Source organism: Cytobacillus sp. FSL R5-0377, assembly GCF_038004385.1.
Classification (GTDB): domain Bacteria; phylum Bacillota; class Bacilli; order Bacillales; family Cytobacillaceae; genus Cytobacillus.
Map to the genome: position 1 here is coordinate 2,722,216 of NZ_JBBORA010000001.1, position 18,106 is coordinate 2,740,321.

An 18,106-nucleotide genomic window follows, 5' to 3' on the forward strand; every position below is an offset into this window, starting at 1 on the left:
AATGCAATCAAGGCGGCTTTGAGAGTCGTCAAAATAGTCGCCTTACGTGCATTTTCAACTGAAACCGCAGAATCGAGCTGTCAGAGGACTGACAAATCGATTCTGCGGTTTTTGCTATGTATTTTTGCTTGCGCACATAAATAATTTTATCCGCACATAAATCAGGCTATACACACATAAAAAAGTTTATCCGTACAGAAATTTGGCCTATCCGCACATAAATGAAAAGATCAGAAAATCTTGGAGATAAAAAGCTGCTTTTAGGTGGGAAAAATATTTTTTTATCGCAGCTTCACCCCCTATTCTGCACCTTTTTCACCGCTTCAGATGCAAATATTAATCTATTGTCATATTAGCTTGTCCATAGCCATAAACATGAAATGAGTTCGAATTATTTATTTGCTATGGAGGCTTAAAACATGACAAAATTCAAACCTTTCATCGTACTAGCCGCACTGTTGTTTGCCGTCACGCTCATCGTTCCTTCCCTGCTTGTGATTCCTTTTACAGAAGGGAAAGTCAACGGGAAGCTTGGTGAAGAGCTTAAGACCGAGACAAAGAAAGAGACGGCAGCAGAAATTCCTCAAGGGCCGGCCATAGAGGTAGGAGTTTACCGCCTTGCACAGAAGAAGCTGGAGAAGGTTCCGCTTGAAGAGTATATTGTCGGGGTGGTAGCATCTGAAATGCCGGCCGAGTTTGAAGAAGAGGCTTTGAAGGCTCAGGCGCTGGCAGCAAGGACATTTATTGTGAAGCAGTTAATGAATAAAGATAGCGTTGAACTTCCTGAGGGGGCATTAGTATACGATACAGTAACCCACCAGGTTTATAAAAATGATAAGGAACTGAGGCAGCTATGGAAACAGGATTATAAGTGGAAGATCAATAAGGTAAGAGAAGCGGTTAACGAAACAAGAGGACAGATTCTTACTTTCGATGGCTCGCCGATTACAGCTTCCTTCTTTTCAACAAGCAATGGCTTTACCGAAAATTCAGAAGCCATCTGGCCAAATTCCGTTCCTTATTTAAAAAGCGTAGAAAGCAAATGGGATCTGCAGTCGCCGAAGTTTAACGGCAGAGAGGTATTCACTGTTCAGGAATTTGAAAGGAAGTTGGGTGTGACGCTTCCAAATGACAGCACCATCGGCACAGTGACTGAGCGAACAGCCGGACAGCGGGTTTCAAAAGTGGATATTAACGGAAAAGTAGTCAGCGGAAAAGACATCAGAGAGAAACTGGGCCTGAAATCAACAGACTTTACCTGGGAACGCAAAGGTGACAACATTATCATCAACACCCAGGGCTACGGCCATGGTGTCGGCATGAGCCAATACGGAGCAAATGGCATGGCAGCTGAAGGCAAGAACTATAAAGATATCGTTTCCCACTATTATAAAGGGGTAGAAATAGCAGCTTCTGACCAACTGCTGACAAAAGCAACAGCTAAAAAGTAAACGAAAGAGCTGGTTCAAAGAGAATCAGCTCTTTCATTTTGCCCTGCTAACAAAACCAAGAAGCTTGCCAAGCCTTTTAAACTTCCCATAAAAAAGAGCCCTGCTGATAAAATACCAGCACACTGCCACACCGGTCATATCTTTGACAGCATCAATTAAAGTAGCAGACCGGAACGGTACAAATGACTGATGAATCTCATCAATAATTCCGTAGAAGCACGCAAAAAGAGCGAGAAGAATATTCACTCCCGGCGTCAGCTTACCTGCAGTCAGCGCTGCCAGAACCAGAAGCACATACAAAATACCAAACTCAATCAGATGCATAGATTCTTTTATAAACCGGTCCACTGCCAAATCCGGCAGCTCCACCACAGCATCAGCCGGCATGCTGGATAAGACCCAAATTAGCGCCATATATAGGAGAGGCAGCACACGTAATATCCACTTAACCATCTTTAGTAGCTCCTTTGAAAATTTTTTCCCAAATCATGCATAATCCGAAAACGTTTGTCGAAAAATAAGCCCAAAAAATTTTTTTTAAGAAATGTATATAATCCTCTTAATCTGTTCAGACTGATTGCTGAGGTGATGATAAATGAGAGAGGAAGAAAAGAAACGATCTTCTCAAGATTCCAGCTTTAAAAAGTTTATGAAGAAGCGGTGGGCATTCCCAGCTATCTACATTGCAAGTGCAGCAATCATTCTAACCGGTGTTCTTTGGTATCAGACTAGCGATAACGCTACAGACACTGACAGCTACGATTACGAAGCCACAGACATTACCGGCAAAAAGTACGACGAGCCAGCATTGGAAGTTAACCGTTCAATGGAAAACTTCGTAATGCCTGTCAAAGATCCAGACTCAGCTGTCATTCAAAAACAATTCTATGACTATGACGGCAAGGCTGAAGAACAGGAAGCTGCTCTAGTATTTTACAATAACACATACCATCCGAATACAGGTATTGATATTGCCACTAAGGATGGAGAATCATTTAATGTCCTTGCTGCATTAAGCGGAAAAGTTACTAAGGTTGAAGAAGATTCGCTGTTGGGCAATGTTATTGAAGTAGAGCATGACAAAGGAATTGTAACACAATATCAATCTGTTACAGATATGAATGTTAAAGTTGGCGACCAGGTAGAACAAGGTGATGTCCTTGCAAAGGCAGGCGAAAGCTTGTTTAATGAAGAAGCAGGCGTACATGTTCACTTTGAAATCCGTAAAGACGGAATGCCGGTCAATCCGCTTGATTTCTTCAATAAACCGCTAAGCTCTTTACAGGAGCTGGACACAGCTGACAAAGCAGATGCTGAAGAAAACAGCGGTGCAACTGAAGAAAACGATGAGGCTGCTCCTTCCGAGGACAAGTCCTCTGAAGAATCTGCAGATGAAAATGCAGGAAACACAGAAGAAGACGAGTCTGCTGATAAAGAAGAAGACCCAGCTGGAACTTCTGAAGACGAAGGTCAAACTGACGACCAAGTAGAAGAAGACACAGCAACTGAATCAACTGACGCATAAACATAGGGAGTCTGCCGAAATGGCAGGCTCTTTTTTTGGTGACAGGCACCACCCGAATTTTGTCGAATTGATATTTTTAGACAATTCTATCTTCATCCTATATAATATTTCGAAAAACGAAGTGTTATACAGGGGGAGAATACATGAAGAAACTGCTGTTAACTGGTTTCGAACCTTTTCTTGATTTTCCGATTAATCCTACAGAAAAGATTGTGAATGCGCTGGATGGCAAGGCGGTAGGAAACTATGAAATCCTAGGCCGCCTGCTGCCGGTTGATTTTAAGCTTGCGCCACAGAAAATAGTAGAGGAAGTGACAGGGGAAAAGCCGGATGCTGTGATTTCTCTGGGGCTGGCAGCCGGGCGGACCGCTATCACTCCAGAAAGAATCGCAATCAATTACCAGGACGGCGAGCCGGATAATAGCGGTGTCGCACCTGAAGACAAACTAATAGAGGAAAATGGTCCCGATGGCTATTTTTCCACCCTGCCGATCCGGCGGATGGTTAATAGACTTAAGGAAGCGGGGTATCCTGCAGCCATCTCAAACACAGCGGGGACTTATCTATGCAACAACGTAATGTATTCCGTCCTTCACCTGTTTAAATCGGCAACCAATGAATTACCGGCGGGTTTTGTGCACATACCGGCATCCCATGCACTGGCGGCTGCCAGTAAGAAAAGCATGGCAAGCTGGTCGGATTCCGATCTGCTGGACGCAATTACACTTATCATAAAAGAGCTGGAATAAGGAGCCGGAATGGCTCTTTTTTAAATGGTTTTCATTATTACTATAGTGTTTTCCTCTAATGCCCTAAAGTTTTCGTTATTCATTTTTCCTGAAATAAACCCTTATATATCAAGGGATGGGTTATTTCTTCAAAAAAATTTCCAGCATGGACTTGACCTGGAAATGATTTTTGTACATAATGAAGTATGAATTTTCTTAAAATTATATGAAATCAGAAAACATTTTTTGATGCCCATCTTCAAACATAAACGGAAAGCAGAATAATGACAGCGCTTTCCTAAAGGAGGGAACCAAATTGATTCCATTACTGTCAATGATGCTCATTACAGGGACTTGTCTATTTCTTGCTTTAAGAAAGAAAAGGCCAATCTTCCTGGCAGTCCCATTTCTATCAATCTTTGCTTACTTCCTCATTCAAATCATCCTTGTTCCCGCACCTTTCATGGATACAATCAAATTTATTTTCAGTTTAAGGTAATGGTTTTGTCCGGGTCGGTTTAACCGATCCGGTGAAATAGCAGTGATTCAGCTGCGCATATCCCAATTAAGGAGTGATTCCTGACCAATAAAATGTGTTCATAACCATTTTTACTGCAAATTTATCATTTTTACCGGGGGTGGAGTTTTGAAAAAAATTGATAAAAAAGTAGCGGACAGCTATTTCCGCGAAAAGACTCGGAATATGATTATTTATTTTGCTATTGGCTTTCTTGCCTCTTTTGGCGTGGTCTTTTTTGCAGAACCCTTAAGCGATATTACCATTAACGGATTCCCGTTTCACTACTTTATGGGTGCACAGGGGGCAGTACTGACGTTTATCATTCTGCTGTTTGTTAATGCCAAAATGGGAGATGCGATTGATCGGAAATATGGAATTGATGAGAACAAAAATGAACAAATCAGTTCTGGGAAAGTTCTTGATCATTAATTAAAGAAAAATGAGGGGATGTTCAACCCTCCGCTATACAGAGAGATAAATGGGGTGTCAAAAAAAATCGATCGAAAAAAAGGGGGATGTTCTTGGATACACAGTTTTTGGTCTCATTATCCATCATTTTAGCTACATTTGCTTTGTATATCGGCATAGCCATTTACAATAAAGCCAAAGAGACGTCCGAGTTCTATGTTGCCGGCCGCGGAGTGCCGCCAATCTTCAATGGAATGGCAATTGGCGCTGACTGGATGAGTGCCGCTTCCTTTATCGGGATGGCAGGAACCATTATGCTTCTAGGCTATGATGGACTTGCCTATATTATGGGCTGGACGGGCGGATACCTGCTGTTAACCTTCCTGTTGGCACCACAGCTTCGGAAATATGGACGCTATACGGTTCCGGAATTCATCGGCGATCGCTTTGACAGCCATACAGCGCGTGTTCTCGCAGCTATTTGCACCATTATCATCAGCTTTACATATTCAATCGGACAACTGTCAGGTTCCGGGGTGGTTATTGGCCGTTTATTTGAAATTGATGCGAAAATAGGCACAATGATCGGGGTGATTCTGATTGCCTTTTATGCTGCATTTGGAGGTATGAAGGGGATTACCTGGACGCAGGTTGCCCAATACATTATCTTAATTATTGCTTACTTAATTCCGGTCATTTTCATGGCGCTGCAATTAACAGGGAACCCTTTGCCTTGGATTTCTTACGGTGATATAGTCGGAAAAATGGGTGAGCTTGATCGCGAATTAGGAATATCTGAATACTTTGCGCCATTCACCAATGGAACAAAGTGGCAGTTCCTTGCCCTTATGTTTACCCTGATGGCTGGTACTGCTGGTCTTCCGCATGTTATTGTCCGTTTTTATACTGTGTCCACTATGAAAGCTGCACGCTGGTCTGGTGCATGGGCATTATTATTTATCGGCTTGCTCTACCTGTCCGCTCCAGCTTATGCTGCATTTTCCCGCTTCATCCTTATGACACAGGTAGCGGGCAGCAAAATTGCTGAACTTCCAGCCTGGACGAAGACGTGGGTGGATACAGGCAAGCTGCAAGTCGCAGATGGAAATGGTGATGGTGTGCTGCAATGGAGTGAACTCATTATTTCGAACGATATTGTGGTTATGGCAACACCAGAAATTGCCAATCTTGGCATGTTTGTTATCGGCCTGGTGGCAGCGGGGGCTATGGCGGCTGCTTTATCAACAGCGGGTGGTTTGATGATTTCGATCTCTTCTGCATTTGCCCACGATATTTTTTACCGGGTGCTAAAACCGAATTCAACGGAAAAAACACGCCTTTCAGTTGCCCGCTGGTCAATCGTCATCGCCACTCTTTTGGCCGGTGTGATCGCGCTTAATCCGCCAGGAGCTATTACACAGATTGTGGCCTGGGCATTTGCGCTCGCGACAGGGACATTCTTCCCGGCTCTCGTTCTGGGTGTGTGGTGGAAGCGTTCAAACTCACAAGGGGTTATTGCAGGACTGCTGGTCGGGTTAGGTGTTACGCTGGCATACATCTTTGCAGCTAAATATGGAGGATTTACAATCCTTGGAATCATTGATACAGGTGCAGGAGTGTTTGGTGCCGCAGCTGCGTTTGCTGCTAATATTATTGTTTCACTCATGACAGCGGCTCCTTCGCAAAAAATTCAGGAGGAAGTTATGGATCTTCGCTATCCGGAGCAAATGGTATATAAAGATGGTGAAGTATGGATGAACGATGATGGATCAAAATCTGTATAACCTTTACAATCTGGAGGCTGTGCGGTTTCACCCTTTTTTTCATGGGGTGGAATCTGACACAGCCCTTTCGCTTTTATCTATGTGCGAAGTACGCCACTACAAAAAGAACGATATGATCCTGAAAAAAAATACACCTCGTGATGGTCTTCTGCTCCTTTTAGAAGGTCTTTCAGAGGTAGTGGTGAAAAATGATCACAGCGGGAGGGAGGAAGTGCTCGAAGTGATCCAGACAGGAGAGCTGATTGGTTTTTCCAGCTTATCCGATTTCCTGGGTGTTTCCAAACAGCCTCCTGCAGAGCTGGTTGAAGTCAAAGCCTCAAGTGAGGTACAGGCGATGTTCATTCCCTTTGAAGTGGTGAGAAAAAGGTGGGGTGATCCGGCAGTTCATGATTACTTGCTGGCTCAGGTAGCTGTCAGATTGAAGGATGTATACACGTCACTTGCAGAACAGATTAAGCTGGCAACAGATTATGGTGAAAATGATGCGCTCATGATCAGGGTTCAGGATGTCATGAGCAGTGAGGCGGCCGCAGTCAGCCCGGCTGCAGCCATTCAGGAAGCTGCCCAGCTCATGCTAAAAAGAAAGATTAGTTCGGTTCTCGTTACAGAAAAGGACAGCTTAAAAGGAATTATTACGGAAAGAGACATTGTGGAATGGGCTGCTGCTGAAGGGGCAGATATGACGGCTCCGGCATGCACCATTATGACAGCCAATCCAATCACCGTATCCAGGTCTGCCTATTATTATGACGCCCTTTCACTGATTCTGTTAAAGGGAATCAAACACCTCCCTGTCATGGAAGATTCAAAGGTCGCAGGGATTGTGACACTATCAGATTTGCTGAGAAAGAAAAATGAGAATGTAATAAAGACGGTTCAAAAAATCGAAAAAGCCGATCGGGACAGCCTGCCGCAAATAAAAACCGGCATCTATGAGATAATGGATTCCTTACTAAGAGACCGTGTTCCTATATTAAAGGCGCTTGATATCATTACAAAACTATACGACCGCCTGGCGGGCAGAATCATAGCATTATCTATTTCAGAACTGAAGGAAAAAGGTTTGCAGCAGCCATGCGAGTATGCTTTCTATCACATGGGCTCAAGCGGCCGCGGAGAACAGTTTATGCTCACAGATCAGGACCATTTCCTGGTTTATGAGAACCACTCGAAGGAAGCCGGCGAATTTTTTGAAGAGCTGGGAAAAAGGATCACTTCTAACATGGAGAGTGCCGGTTACGCACGGTGCAAAGGGCTAATGATGTGCAGTGAGAAGAAATGGCGGGGGGCACTGTCCGTATGGGAGGAGCGGCTGCGGACCTGGATGCTTCAATCTACTAATGACAATTTACTGTCTGCGCAGAACTTTTTCTCTTATCGGCTAATTTCAGGAAGTGAAGAGCTTCATGCAAAATTCGAAGCCAGGATTCTGGAGCAGATGAAAAAATCCAGAATCTTTCTATACCGGCTGGCACAGCTTGAAAGGGAACAGCCCATTCCTGCGTTAGGTCAGCCGCTCCGGTCCTTATTTAAGCTGCAGCGCAAAAGCATGGATATGAAAAAAGAGGTTCTATTTCCCTATCATCACAGCCTGCAAATTTTGTCGCTGACGCATGGAAAACTATCAGGAACTCCTCTTGAAAAAATAGATTTCCTAAAGGATAGGCAGGTATTTTCAAAGGAGTTTACACACGACTTGATAGAATCTGTAAGCACTATCCTGACACTGTATGTCAACCGGCGCTGGCAGCAGGAAAAAAACGGTGCGGTCCTATCGTCCGTTGTATCATTATTGAGATTGTCTACCCGTGAAAAAAAAGAATTGATTCTAAGCTTAAAGACATTAAAGGAGCTGCAGAGTCATGCATTGGCAAGATTCACAGTATAGCACTGAAGGAGGCTGGTATGTTCTTTCTCAGAAAAAATGTGTCATGTCCGATAAGATATGAAACGATTCCATTATCCACTCCACTTGAAGATCTGAATTTTATTGTCTTTGATACGGAAACAACAGGATTTCAGGTTTCTGCCTCAGACCGGATCATTGAGATTGGCGCAGTCCCGGTGAAAGGATTGCAAGTACAGGAAAAGGACCTTTTTCAGACATATGTTAACCCAAACCGACAAATTTCTCGGGAAATAAAAGAACTAACCTCTATTACTGATGAGCAGGTAAAAGACGCCCCATATGCCCTGGAAGCTATTCAGAGCTTCTTTGAGTATGTCGAATCAAGGGAGGCGGTATGCCTGGTTGGGCATTATGTAAGCTTCGATGCCTTGGCTATAAAGAGTGAATGTAAACGCGAAAAGCTTGTATTAAAAAATTTCCTGACCATTGACACGCTAGATCTGATGGGATATATTGCTCCGTCCTTCGATATGCGAGATCTTGAAAGGTATGCCATGGCATTCGGCACCCGCATATATGAACGCCATCGGGCAGCTGGGGATGCTTTAATGACCGCTTACCTATTTGTAGAGCTGCTTTTTCAATTTCAGCAGAGGGGTTATCAAACCTGGGGGGAATTGATTAAAGCAACAGACAGTCAAATGAGATCTCTGCATTATTAAGCGCTTCAGATATACGTGGTTGGAATGTTGATGAGCGGGTGGTTGATGTAGTTTAGCTAGGGGAAGCCGGCTGAAACCGGCCTTCCATCCCTTTATTGTCCATTGATCAGAGCATCGTCCTTGTAAACCACGAGGATTTCTTTACCTGCCCTTTCTTGATAAGACTGTGCTGTTCCATAAGGTACCTTTAATGTGAAATAATCATTCCCGTTTTTAAATTCCACCGTAAAATTGTCTGCCGCACCGGTGATGATGGCCATTGTTTTGGAAATATTCCCTTTAATGATCAGCTTTTGGCTGATGAGGACCATATCCCTTTTTATATTGTTCAATGTTTTCAATTCATTGACATCCATCCGATAGCGCTTGGCGATTCCCCAAAGTGTATCGCCCGGCACCACGGTATAAACAGCTGTCTGGTTATTCACAGGTTCTCCTGTATGACGTTCAATGCGAACCTCCAGTGTTTGGCCCGGATGGATGGTATTAGACTTAAGATTGTTTACCGCTTTCAATTCTTTAACCGTCATATCATGCTGCCTGGAGATTTTATATAAAGTATCTCCCTGCTTCACTTTATAGAATCCTGTCAATGCATGGGCTTCTTTTGCTGAAGCGCTGAAACCGGCAGAAGCGATCAATGCCGCAAAAACGGCGCTAGCTGCAGTCATTCCCCCTGCTTTCAGCTTCCTTTTTTTATCATTTTGAATTCTTTCCTTGCGTGTTTGCATTCTATGTTCATCCTATCTTATGGAATATAGTGGATTAATAACCAATTAAATGTATTGTTTCCCGAAAAAATAGTACGGTATATATATCCGCTTCACAATAGGAAGGAGTTCCTGGCTCTTTCATCTTGATTCCGGAAAAACATATAGTTCTATACCTTCATCGATTACTAGATATAAGCAATTATCTATTTCCTAAGATGTGGTTTGTTGACTTCAGGTTGAATGATGCAGCAATGAAGGATTTTGTCGAATCTGAGCGGAAAATCCCGGAAATCATCGATGCAACGATAAAAATCAGGAATTTCATCACTGGTCTTTAGGCTGTTTAGTTTTCAATTAACTTAAAAATTTTTTGAAAACATTTCTTATTTTGACTTCCAGATGTCCTATTTTCAAAAAATTTACACAAAACCTTGTCCTTATTGCGTTTTTCGTGCATATTCCCTCAACCAAGCTAATAAACTGTTACAAACCTTACAAAGAGAATGTATGAGGTGAGGGTTCGTTTTACTAAAACTAATGAATATGTTGAGGACATGTTTAATTACCGCAAACTGAAAGCAAGCTTTTCAGGCGCATGTACGATTAACATCAATTAATCAGGAATTCATGCGGAATACAGTTCATAACCAGACAGAAAGCGAGTCTCATTTCACACTTCTCACATCCAAATCGGGGAGGGCGAGTGGTGTGCACGATTACATCAAAGAGAGAACTATCAAGATTGGAAAGTATATCGTGGAGACGAAGAAAACGGTTCGCGTAATCGCGAAGGAGTTTGGCGTATCCAAAAGTACAGTCCATAAAGACTTGACGGAAAGACTGCCTGAAATCAATCCTGAACTGGCAAACGAAGTAAAGGAAATCCTGGATTATCATAAATCGATCCGCCATCTGCGCGGCGGTGAAGCCACTAAAATGAAGTATAAAAAAGAAGAAATGGAAGAAGAGCCAGTTAAATGAAAAAAAACAGATGGCGCCTATAAAGGCGTTAAAGGCTAAAGACTGCCATTTTAGCAGTGTCACACTTAATTTTCAATGTTGTACATGAACCTCAATTGCGGCTCCGGGGGCTAAAAGCTCATAAGCTGTTTCCATTGCCTGAATCAGGGCGCGCTCTATGGATTTAAGCCCCTTACCAAGTCGCCTGCATCCTTTTCCCCATTTCGACAAAAACCCTCAAAAAGTCTCACAAAATATGTCAAAATGTTACTGTTTTCACAAGGAATGTGTTAAAATATAAAATTAGGATAGAACTTGGTTCGTAAAGACTAGGACTCCTAAAGAGATGCCAGGCAAAATCATTTCTTTTATTAAAGAACTGATTTTTTTGCGTGGCTTTAACTGCTGATACGAATATGAAATGATCATCTAACTAAAAATTAATAAGCGAAGTTCGCTTTAAGAATGCCTAAATAGAGAGAGCCTTCAAAGGTGCGGACAGAAGCTGGCCATGTTGCAAGGAGGAAAAAAAGAAATGTTAGCTAGGGATATTGGGATTGATTTAGGAACTGCCAATGTGCTGATTCATGTTAAAGGGCGCGGTATTGTGCTGAATGAACCGTCTGTAGTGGCGATTGACCGGAATACAAACAAGGTGCTTGCCGTAGGAGAAGAAGCGCGCCGTATGGTCGGCCGTACGCCGGGTAACATCGTGGCGATTCGCCCGCTAAAAGATGGGGTTATTGCCGACTTTGATGTAACAGAAGCGATGCTGAAGCATTTTATTAATAAACTAAATGTAAAAGGCTTTTTATCAAAGCCGCGCATTCTGATCTGCTGCCCGACAAATGTGACAGGTGTTGAACAGAAAGCGATCAAGGAAGCGGCTGAGAAAAGCGGCGGCAAAAAGATTTACCTCGAAGAAGAACCAAAAGTTGCAGCCATCGGCGCAGGCATGGATATCTTCCAGCCGAGCGGCAACATGGTTGTCGATATCGGCGGCGGAACCACGGATGTCGCAGTTTTATCAATGGGTGACATTGTAACATCTTCATCTATTAAGATGGCCGGAGATAAATTTGACAACGAAATTCTTCAATACATCAAAAAAGAGTACAAGCTATTAATCGGTGAAAGAACAGCAGAAAATATTAAAGTAACGATCGGGACTGTATTCCCTGGCGGCAAGAACGAAGAAATGGAAATCCGCGGCCGCGACATGGTTTCGGGTCTTCCAAGAACCATTACGGTTCGTTCTGATGAAGTTCAGGGTGCTTTGGCAGAATCAGTTGATGTCATCGTTCAGGCTGCTAAAAGTGTGCTGGAACGCACTCCGCCTGAATTGTCTGCAGACATCATTGACCGCGGGGTTATTTTAACAGGAGGCGGCGCACTTCTTCACGGAATCGACCAGCTTCTGGCGGAAGAGCTGAAAGTCCCTGTCCTGATTGCCGAAAACCCGATGGATTGCGTAGCCGTTGGAACTGGCATCATGCTTGATAATATTGATAAGCTTCCGAAGAGGAAGTTTGTATAATGAATGGACCCGCCACTTTGGCGGGTTTTTTTTAGGTGATTGTTGTAAACATTTTTCCATTTTATCCGATGACATATAGGGACAGCATTTTGCAAAACCTGACGTGATTCTTCAAATTTTTAATGTTTATTGCCGGAAAGTTTCTTATAATAGAGCTAGCATATATTGTTCGGAATAAATAGAGGTGAAACAGATGTTTAGAGGTTTCTACACAGCTGCTTCCGGAATGCTTGCACAGCAGCGGAGAACGGAAGTACTGACAAATAATATGGCAAATGCCAATACACCCGGCTTTAAAGCAGACCAGACAAGCTTGAGGGCTTTTCCGGAAATGCTTTTACAGCGCATGGGGCAGCATAGCATACCGACGGAAAATGGACTAAACCTTCCTTTTAATAATGAAGTTGGCAGATTAACTACAGGGGTTTATATGCAGGAGACGCTTCCGTCCTTCTTGCAGGGAGATATGAAGGAAACAGGCCTCGGGACAGACCTGGCATTACTGGATCTTAATATGCCGGCAAATCAGGATACAGGGTTAAGAGGAACGGTCTTTTATACCGCAGCTGGAATGGATGGCGAGCCGCGCTATACGAGGAATGGGAATTTTACCATTGATGCCGGAGGTTATTTGACGACAGCAGGCGGATTATATATTTTGGATAATGCGGGTGAGCGGATTCAGCTTTCCAGTGACCGTTTTACTGTAAGTGAAGATGGTATGATTACGGGTGAAGCGGGTGAAACTGCCAGACTCGGCATCACTTTTGCCCAAAATCCCGAAAGCCTGCGAAAAGAAGGAGACGGCCTTTTTGCAGTGACTGAAGAGAGCGTTCTTGAAAATGCCTATAATGCACAGAATGTTCAATTCAAGCTGCAGCAGGGTTTTTTGGAGCGTTCCAATGTAGATGCTTCCCGCACAATGACGGATATGATGGCCGCCTATCGCTCTTTTGAAGCAAACCAAAAGGTTCTGCAGGCATATGACCGCAGTATGGAGAAAGCCGCAAATGAAATTGGGCGGATCGGGTAATGCCCGGCGGCAGACCCGCTAAGGGGGAAAAACAATGAATCGAACTATGATTACAGCCACAAATACACTGGCCCAGCTGCAGAAGCAGATGGATATTGTCAGCCATAATGTGGCCAACATTGATACAGCAGGCTATAAAAGACGTGAAGCCAATTTTACTGATTTGCTCTTTCAGCAGTTCAATAATCAGCCAAATCAGGCTGCTGAAGCAGGGAGGCTGACACCGGCAGGCTTCAGGCAGGGAGTCGGCGCTAAGCTGGCACAGTCCCAAATGGTCATGCAGCAGGGTTCATTAAAGGCGACAGACAGACAGCTTGACCTTGCCTTTACAAAGGAAGGCCAGTATTTCCGTGTGCTCGAGCAGACGGAAGACGGATCTGCAGTGCGATTTACAAGAGCAGGCGCATTTTATTTAACACCTGTGTCCGACAATGAGACCATGCTTGTGACAGCGGAGGGACTTCCGGTTCTTGATGAAAATAATAATTCGATTATAATAAATAGACAGGCGAATAAATTTAAAGTGACTGAATCAGGGAGTTTTTTGGCAGAAGCTGCGAATGGGAATATCCAGGAATTCAATCTTGGAGTGGTTTTAATCAACAAGCCTCAATTCCTGGAGCAAAAAGGCGAAAATCTTCTTGGCCTGCCTGAGGGTATAGACGGCGAAGGGATTTTTTCAGAGCTGAACGGTGCGCTCCGCAGACAGATTGGAATGGTCCAGGGTTCTCTGGAACAATCCAATGTGGATTTATCCAAGGAAATGACAGAATTGATCAACCTCCAGCGGGCCTATCAGTTTCAGTCCAGATCCGTTTCCATGGCTGATCAAATGATGGGACTGGTCAACGGAATACGTTAGATATAAAGGGGAAATAAAATGTCAGTAAACAACAGTAATCAAGAAGCAGTCAAGACGCGTGAACAACTGAAAAAAGAAAGCAGCGAAGAAGAGTCACCGCGTAAAGGGCGGGTTCGCATCCGTCTCATTCCGATCTGGCTTCGGATTATTATTGTCGTGCTTTTAATTTTCCTGAGCGTTATGGCAGGAGCCGCAGTCGGGTATGGTGTCATTGGCGGCGGCGAAGTAAAGGATATTTTTACAAAGTCCACCTGGACGCATATTATGGATTTGGTGGAAAAAGAATAGAAATGAAAAGGAGGGCAGCAAACCCTTCTTTTTTTGTTGGCACTTTGCGCAGCATCGTTTTTTTAGTAAAATGAATATAAGCTATTAGTATCTGGTGCTAAATAATACATGGGAGCGATACATATGAAATTAAATGTAGAAGAAATAAAAGAAATTATCCCTCACCGATATCCATTCCTGTTCGTGGATTCGATTGAAGAGCTTGAGCCTGGAAAAAGAGCGGTCGGCAAAAAGAATATAAGTGCCAATGAGGAAGTATTCAATGGGCATTTCCCTAATTACAATGTGTTCCCGGGATGCCTGACGCTTGAAGCCTGTGCACAGACTGGTGCTGTGGCACTGCTGTCACTGGATGAATATAAAGGAAAACTTGCCTTTTTTGCCGGAGTGGAAAAATGCCGCTGGAAGCGCCAGGTGCGGCCTGGCGATACACTCATGATGGAGGTCGAACTGCTCTCCGTCCGCAGAGGAATCGGAAAAGGCAAAGCCGTTGCGACCGTGGATGGCGAAGTGGCAATGGAAGCCGAAATTATGTTTGCGATTGAAAGATAATGCTAAAACAATCCCGTACACCATGTGCGGGATTTTTTCTGTAAAAAAATATGCAAGTTGTTTCGATTTTTGGGAAATATAAAGGAAGACCAATGCAGCAGGTCAACAATACATCATTTGAAAGGAGCTTTTACGATGAATAAAAAGCTTTTAACACTTATCGGAGGATCCGTTCTTTCCGCCATGCTACTGGCAGGCTGTGCCACTGACGACCAGGAGCCGCCGCCGGAGGATGATACAATCACTGAGGAAAATGGTGATGTGGAAAATGGAGATGTGAATGATCTGAATGAAAACACAGATGACAACGACATCAATACTGATGACGACGGGGACATGATGGAAGACAACAACGAGCCGGGCGAAGATGCTGTGGAAGATAATCTTGATATGCAGGATGAAGATAATAAGGATAAGTAATAATTAAAAGAAAAAACTCCCGTTATGACTGAGCGGGAGTTTCTTTATTTTCTTTTTTTGCAGCAGCCAGGCGGGGCTTGCTTTGCATTTTTTCCTTGAATTCGTCAATCAGGCTGTCGCCGCTGTATCCCTTATCTAAAAGGTCCTGAAGCAGCAATTCGGCGTAATCATTTTTCGTTCTCCTGAGTGATCCCTCAAAAAGGATGCTGATATGGTTTTCCAGTTCGCTGATAGAGGTAATTTTAGTTTGGAATGCGGCTGGATCGTTTTCTTTTTTGGTAATAACAACTTGGATGGTCAGTTCGTCTTTGTCATCAGCGCGCTTTTTGAAGTACTCAAGATAGGATTTATCAACAAAAGCCTCCAGGAGCCAGCTGCTCTTCTCATCTTCTTTATTGATAATCAATCCATCATCCAGTTCAATATCAACCAGGCCCTTTTCTTCCACCAATTGCAGAGAAACAAGTTTAAATGTTTTCATGGCTTACCTCCATCTCCCAAAATAAGTTGTCTATAAAAAAATTATAACACAGCCCAAACTGAAAGCGAATTTGACAGTATGTCGAATTTTCTTTTTTTTATGCTGAAAATCGAATTTTTGAAGCGGTTTTTTGCAGAAAAGAGGCTGAAAACTAAATTTCATGAGTGTTTTTGCCGAAAAAGCACTGAGAAAAACACATTTTTGCTTTTTTACACAGGGATGAAGTTCCGGCTATGATAAGGCTATCAAGAGAGGAGATGAAAACCATGATCAATCAAGTGACCCTAGTGGGAAGGCTGACAAGGGATCCTGAGCTGAAAAGGACACAGGAGGGAATTCCGGTGACGAATGTGACGCTAGCAGTAAACCGCCAATACCGTAATCAGAAGGGTGAAATCGATGCGGATTTTGTGCAGTGCACTCTATGGAAGAAAACGGCAGAAAATACATCGCAGTATTGCCGGAAAGGAACCCTGATTGGAATAACCGGGCGGATCCAGACAAGGCATTATGATAATCAGGAAAAGAAACGGATTTATGTAACAGAGGTGGTAGCGGAAACCGTCCGCTTCCTTGACCGTAAGAAGGCAGAGGGCATCCCGGTGTCCGTGACCAAGGAGGAGCTGCCATTTTGAATGAAGTGTCTGAAAGAGAAAAGGCATTGGAATATATGCTCGAAAGCCTCATCAAAATGCTTGGAAAATCAAACCACAAAGTCGATGACCTTAACAAGCGCGTTCTCCAGCTTGAATCGTTCATCCGTGAAACGGTCATGCAAAACTGCCATATGCAAAAGCACCAAACACCAAAACGCTTCTCCATCATGAACTGACGGCATCCCCCATTCAGCTGTCCACACAAATTCCTTCCATATAGAGAATCAATCATATCCTCAAAACTCCCCAAATTGGAACCCGGTACCTCTGTGCCGGGTTATTTTTTTTTTGGTAGGTTCATGGTGTTGGTCATTTAGGCTTTCTAAGTTAGAAGAGGTTTGAGCCCTGCGTCTCGGCTATTCACGTTCTGTGTCGGATGAGGATTGAGGATCGGGCAAAGCATGTCGGGTTTACGGATTATATGTCCAGAGAAGTCCAAGGTTCGGACCCAAACTCGAATTCCGCATTTTAAGTCCGAAGCAGGCCAAGACTCAAAACTGCCATCCCAAATTTACGCAGCAAAAGTCGAAAGAAACCCAACTCTTCTACCCAGCACCTAATCTTCTCAGTCCAATGTAAACCCAGCTCTACCGAGTTCCCCTTACATGATTCCTAAAAACTAACTAAAAGTCCTTCAATGCATGAATGCTGCTCTTAATGACTCTCACAGCGAGGGCCTTTTTCTTTTCGTTAAAGGTGTATATGTCCAGGAGGGCTTTTTTCAGGTCGGGATAATGGCTGATGATTTCCCGGATCATCTCCATATCCTTATCATCGGGGTTTTCTTTTAAAACAGACTTGTCCGCCGAGTAGGAGGAGGGGTTCTCCAATTTATCAGTCAATAAGGTCTTGTCCACTTTATAGACTTCTGCCATTTGTACGAGGGTTTGGTATGTGGGAGTGACCTTTCCTGTTTCGTATTTGCTGATGGTTGAACGATCCACTTTCAGCATTTCAGCAGCAAAATCCTGAGTCCACTTTCGGTCCGTTCTTAACTTTTTCAGTATTTCAGGTAAAGACATCCTTTTCACCGCCGTTTACTTTCTTTCTTTTAACTTAGCGGGAATAGCAGCTGAAAAGGCTGTTTGTGAACGCAGATCACAATGTACTGAGTGATTATTGTTCACAAATTAGGAATTGTGTAGTATAGGTAAAAATAACTAGGAGGATTTTCGCGGAATATGTCGAATATATTTTTTTGAAATAATAAAAGGGGGTGATTTAATGGATAAAGGAGTAAAAAACGGGTATCTGTATTTTAAAACAGAAAATAAATGTCTAAATACCAATCATCAGCCAAGCTTCTTTGATGCGCTTCAGCTCATTAAGCTCCAAAATAACAAATCCTATCAAAGAATTCCTCTTAGAAGCCATACTTCACTCATGTTCAACGATATGGAAAGAACTCTTCACTACAAGTTTAACTTATTGTTAAGCCAGGTGGCAATTAACGCGGGGAACAAGAAGCCTACATACGAGCTGCTATCCTGTTTTATTATAAAAGAAGGCAGCAAAGTCACTTTTCTGACGCAAAGGCCTAATAAGCCGGAATATGCAAAAATAAAAGAACAGCCTCCAAGCCTTAATGCATATAAGGGGCTTGAAGACTGAATCAAC

22 protein-coding genes are annotated in these 18,106 nt (G+C 43.3%); 18 read left to right on the forward strand and 4 right to left on the reverse strand.

The features are described from left to right. Positions 1–419 precede the first annotated feature (419 nt). A complete protein-coding gene (gene spoIID, locus NSQ49_RS14050; RefSeq protein ID WP_159863219.1) occupies positions 420–1,451 on the forward strand; it encodes a stage II sporulation protein D in 1,032 nt (343 codons plus the stop codon). Between the two features lie 33 nt (positions 1,452–1,484). Here spoIID and NSQ49_RS14055 read toward each other — a convergent pair whose 3' ends face one another. Further along, a complete protein-coding gene (locus NSQ49_RS14055) occupies positions 1,485–1,904 on the reverse strand; it encodes a VanZ family protein (protein ID WP_251283426.1) in 420 nt (139 codons plus the stop codon). Between the two features lie 142 nt (positions 1,905–2,046). On the opposite strand from NSQ49_RS14055, the gene NSQ49_RS14060 reads away from it, so the two are divergent. The 7 genes from NSQ49_RS14060 (at position 2,047) to NSQ49_RS14090 (ending at position 8,987) form a co-directional block, all read left to right on the forward strand. Beyond that, positions 2,047–2,976: a M23 family metallopeptidase gene (locus NSQ49_RS14060; RefSeq protein WP_159863217.1), complete on the forward strand. Its 930-nt coding sequence runs from the start codon at positions 2,047–2,049 to the stop codon at positions 2,974–2,976. Between the two features lie 143 nt (positions 2,977–3,119). After that, the gene (locus tag NSQ49_RS14065) at positions 3,120–3,725 is read left to right on the forward strand and encodes a pyroglutamyl-peptidase I (protein ID WP_251283425.1); all 606 of its coding nucleotides are present in this window, start codon (positions 3,120–3,122) and stop codon (positions 3,723–3,725) included. A gap of 295 nt (positions 3,726–4,020) precedes the next feature. After that, complete coding sequence (locus NSQ49_RS14070) at positions 4,021–4,203, forward strand: hypothetical protein (RefSeq protein ID WP_159863215.1); 183 nt, start codon at positions 4,021–4,023, stop codon at positions 4,201–4,203. A gap of 147 nt (positions 4,204–4,350) precedes the next feature. After that, entirely contained in the window at positions 4,351–4,653 is a 303-nt protein-coding gene (locus NSQ49_RS14075; RefSeq protein WP_035328377.1) for a DUF4212 domain-containing protein, read from the forward strand. Positions 4,654–4,745: 92 nt separating this feature from the next. Beyond that, entirely contained in the window at positions 4,746–6,416 is a 1,671-nt protein-coding gene (locus NSQ49_RS14080) for a sodium:solute symporter family protein (RefSeq protein WP_159863214.1), read from the forward strand. Continuing rightward, positions 6,394–8,304, forward strand: coding sequence for a DUF294 nucleotidyltransferase-like domain-containing protein (locus tag NSQ49_RS14085; protein WP_285869207.1), 1,911 nt, complete (start codon positions 6,394–6,396; stop codon positions 8,302–8,304). The genes NSQ49_RS14080 and NSQ49_RS14085 overlap by 23 nt, the downstream gene beginning before the upstream one ends. Before the next feature lie 17 nt (positions 8,305–8,321). Beyond that, positions 8,322–8,987 carry a 3'-5' exonuclease gene (locus NSQ49_RS14090; RefSeq protein WP_251283423.1) on the forward strand — a complete coding sequence of 222 codons (666 nt, stop codon included), beginning with the start codon at positions 8,322–8,324 and terminating at the stop codon, positions 8,985–8,987. A gap of 92 nt (positions 8,988–9,079) precedes the next feature. Here the strand turns inward: NSQ49_RS14090 and NSQ49_RS14095 are convergent, their stop codons facing one another. Next, positions 9,080–9,718 (reverse strand): LysM peptidoglycan-binding domain-containing protein, encoded by a 639-nt coding sequence (locus NSQ49_RS14095; RefSeq protein WP_251283422.1) that lies wholly within the window; start codon positions 9,716–9,718, stop codon positions 9,080–9,082. Positions 9,719–10,408: 690 nt separating this feature from the next. On the opposite strand from NSQ49_RS14095, the gene spoIIID reads away from it, so the two are divergent. From spoIIID to NSQ49_RS14130, 7 genes are all read left to right on the forward strand, one after another. After that, positions 10,409–10,681 (forward strand): sporulation transcriptional regulator SpoIIID, encoded by a 273-nt coding sequence (spoIIID, locus tag NSQ49_RS14100; protein WP_009332173.1) that lies wholly within the window; start codon positions 10,409–10,411, stop codon positions 10,679–10,681. Between the two features lie 514 nt (positions 10,682–11,195). Next, on the forward strand, positions 11,196–12,197 hold the full coding sequence (locus tag NSQ49_RS14105; RefSeq protein WP_285869202.1) for a rod shape-determining protein: 1,002 nt from the start codon (positions 11,196–11,198) through the stop codon (positions 12,195–12,197). Positions 12,198–12,390: 193 nt separating this feature from the next. Beyond that, positions 12,391–13,230, forward strand: coding sequence for a flagellar hook-basal body protein (locus NSQ49_RS14110; protein WP_251283419.1), 840 nt, complete (start codon positions 12,391–12,393; stop codon positions 13,228–13,230). A 34-nt stretch (positions 13,231–13,264) separates the two neighbouring features. Continuing rightward, positions 13,265–14,092 (forward strand): flagellar hook-basal body protein, encoded by an 828-nt coding sequence (locus NSQ49_RS14115; protein WP_251283418.1) that lies wholly within the window; start codon positions 13,265–13,267, stop codon positions 14,090–14,092. 18 nt (positions 14,093–14,110) lie between these two features. Beyond that, positions 14,111–14,380, forward strand: coding sequence for a DNA-directed RNA polymerase subunit beta (locus NSQ49_RS14120; RefSeq protein WP_159863208.1), 270 nt, complete (start codon positions 14,111–14,113; stop codon positions 14,378–14,380). 123 nt (positions 14,381–14,503) lie between these two features. Further along, positions 14,504–14,932 carry a 3-hydroxyacyl-ACP dehydratase FabZ gene (fabZ, locus tag NSQ49_RS14125; RefSeq protein WP_159863207.1) on the forward strand — a complete coding sequence of 143 codons (429 nt, stop codon included), beginning with the start codon at positions 14,504–14,506 and terminating at the stop codon, positions 14,930–14,932. A gap of 135 nt (positions 14,933–15,067) precedes the next feature. After that, positions 15,068–15,352, forward strand: a complete 285-nt coding sequence (locus tag NSQ49_RS14130) for a hypothetical protein (protein WP_251283417.1) — start codon at positions 15,068–15,070, stop codon at positions 15,350–15,352. A 22-nt stretch (positions 15,353–15,374) separates the two neighbouring features. Here the strand turns inward: NSQ49_RS14130 and NSQ49_RS14135 are convergent, their stop codons facing one another. Continuing rightward, positions 15,375–15,833 carry a YwpF-like family protein gene (locus tag NSQ49_RS14135; protein WP_159863205.1) on the reverse strand — a complete coding sequence of 153 codons (459 nt, stop codon included), beginning with the start codon at positions 15,831–15,833 and terminating at the stop codon, positions 15,375–15,377. 266 nt (positions 15,834–16,099) lie between these two features. On the opposite strand from NSQ49_RS14135, the gene ssb reads away from it, so the two are divergent. Both ssb and NSQ49_RS14145 read left to right on the forward strand, forming a co-directional pair. Beyond that, complete coding sequence (gene ssb, locus NSQ49_RS14140) at positions 16,100–16,468, forward strand: single-stranded DNA-binding protein (protein ID WP_159863204.1); 369 nt, start codon at positions 16,100–16,102, stop codon at positions 16,466–16,468. Positions 16,469–16,473: 5 nt separating this feature from the next. Further along, positions 16,474–16,665 carry a hypothetical protein gene (locus NSQ49_RS14145; protein ID WP_236566173.1) on the forward strand — a complete coding sequence of 64 codons (192 nt, stop codon included), beginning with the start codon at positions 16,474–16,476 and terminating at the stop codon, positions 16,663–16,665. 447 nt (positions 16,666–17,112) lie between these two features. Here NSQ49_RS14145 and NSQ49_RS14150 read toward each other — a convergent pair whose 3' ends face one another. Further along, entirely contained in the window at positions 17,113–17,511 is a 399-nt protein-coding gene (locus NSQ49_RS14150; protein ID WP_159863202.1) for a helix-turn-helix domain-containing protein, read from the reverse strand. 202 nt (positions 17,512–17,713) lie between these two features. Between NSQ49_RS14150 and NSQ49_RS14155 the strand changes: the two genes are divergently transcribed. Continuing rightward, complete coding sequence (locus NSQ49_RS14155; protein WP_251283416.1) at positions 17,714–18,100, forward strand: hypothetical protein; 387 nt, start codon at positions 17,714–17,716, stop codon at positions 18,098–18,100. Positions 18,101–18,106 lie beyond the last annotated feature (6 nt).

Excerpts from the sequence above, each read along its gene's own strand:
- spoIID (WP_159863219.1), top strand. The coding sequence starts at position 420 with ATGACAAAATTCAAACCTTTCATCGTACTAGCCGCACTGTTGTTTGCC.
- NSQ49_RS14055 (WP_251283426.1), bottom strand. The coding sequence starts at position 1,904 with ATGGTTAAGTGGATATTACGTGTGCTGCCTCTCCTATATATGGCGCTA.
- NSQ49_RS14060 (WP_159863217.1), top strand. The coding sequence starts at position 2,047 with ATGAGAGAGGAAGAAAAGAAACGATCTTCTCAAGATTCCAGCTTTAAA.
- NSQ49_RS14065 (WP_251283425.1), top strand. The coding sequence starts at position 3,120 with ATGAAGAAACTGCTGTTAACTGGTTTCGAACCTTTTCTTGATTTTCCG.
- NSQ49_RS14085 (WP_285869207.1), top strand. The coding sequence starts at position 6,394 with ATGATGGATCAAAATCTGTATAACCTTTACAATCTGGAGGCTGTGCGG.
- NSQ49_RS14090 (WP_251283423.1), top strand. The coding sequence starts at position 8,322 with ATGTTCTTTCTCAGAAAAAATGTGTCATGTCCGATAAGATATGAAACG.
- NSQ49_RS14095 (WP_251283422.1), bottom strand. The coding sequence starts at position 9,718 with ATGCAAACACGCAAGGAAAGAATTCAAAATGATAAAAAAAGGAAGCTG.
- NSQ49_RS14105 (WP_285869202.1), top strand. The coding sequence starts at position 11,196 with ATGTTAGCTAGGGATATTGGGATTGATTTAGGAACTGCCAATGTGCTG.
- NSQ49_RS14110 (WP_251283419.1), top strand. The coding sequence starts at position 12,391 with ATGTTTAGAGGTTTCTACACAGCTGCTTCCGGAATGCTTGCACAGCAG.
- NSQ49_RS14115 (WP_251283418.1), top strand. The coding sequence starts at position 13,265 with ATGAATCGAACTATGATTACAGCCACAAATACACTGGCCCAGCTGCAG.
- NSQ49_RS14120 (WP_159863208.1), top strand. The coding sequence starts at position 14,111 with ATGTCAGTAAACAACAGTAATCAAGAAGCAGTCAAGACGCGTGAACAA.
- fabZ (WP_159863207.1), top strand. The coding sequence starts at position 14,504 with ATGAAATTAAATGTAGAAGAAATAAAAGAAATTATCCCTCACCGATAT.
- NSQ49_RS14130 (WP_251283417.1), top strand. The coding sequence starts at position 15,068 with ATGAATAAAAAGCTTTTAACACTTATCGGAGGATCCGTTCTTTCCGCC.
- NSQ49_RS14135 (WP_159863205.1), bottom strand. The coding sequence starts at position 15,833 with ATGAAAACATTTAAACTTGTTTCTCTGCAATTGGTGGAAGAAAAGGGC.
- ssb (WP_159863204.1), top strand. The coding sequence starts at position 16,100 with ATGATCAATCAAGTGACCCTAGTGGGAAGGCTGACAAGGGATCCTGAG.
- NSQ49_RS14150 (WP_159863202.1), bottom strand. The coding sequence starts at position 17,511 with ATGTCTTTACCTGAAATACTGAAAAAGTTAAGAACGGACCGAAAGTGG.
- NSQ49_RS14155 (WP_251283416.1), top strand. The coding sequence starts at position 17,714 with ATGGATAAAGGAGTAAAAAACGGGTATCTGTATTTTAAAACAGAAAAT.